This is a genomic window from Capnocytophaga sp. oral taxon 332 str. F0381 (genome assembly GCF_000318275.2).
Taxonomy (GTDB): domain Bacteria; phylum Bacteroidota; class Bacteroidia; order Flavobacteriales; family Flavobacteriaceae; genus Capnocytophaga; species Capnocytophaga bilenii.
Genome location: NZ_KB291341.1, coordinates 20,504 through 20,894, shown reverse-complemented (window position 1 = coordinate 20,894; position 391 = coordinate 20,504). Strand labels below are relative to the sequence as shown.

The window sequence follows — 391 nt, the reverse complement described above, 5'->3', positions numbered from 1 at the left end:
AAACAGGGGTACAATGGAGAGAACTTCCAATTGAAAGCTATTTTGAAAAAGGTGAAATCTCTTAGCAAAATGTCTATTACTACTTCAACAAATGGAGTAAAGACGGTAGCTTTCAGCGAATATGGTTAAATCTATTAAGCAAAAAAAAAATCTGTAACCACAAATAGCATTTTTTTGTGTGATAATAAAGGGCAAATGATAGCAATGGGGAGTCCTAAAGCAGGAAATCACAATGACTTATATGAAATAGAAGAAGTACTAAAAGAAATCTTAGCTTTTTTAGAAGAAGCAGGAATAGAACACAAAGGACTGTTTCTCAATGCTGATGCAGGATTTGATAGCAAATCTTTTAGAGAGTTTTTAGAAAGCAAAGAAATTATAGCAAATATTA

General features: G+C 31.7%; 1 pseudogene. It reads left to right on the top strand.

Features of this window, described 5'->3' with window-relative positions:
* Nucleotides 1-195 precede the first annotated feature (195 nt).
* Nucleotides 196-391, top strand: a pseudogene (locus HMPREF9075_RS13905) (IS5/IS1182 family transposase); the annotation flags it as partial.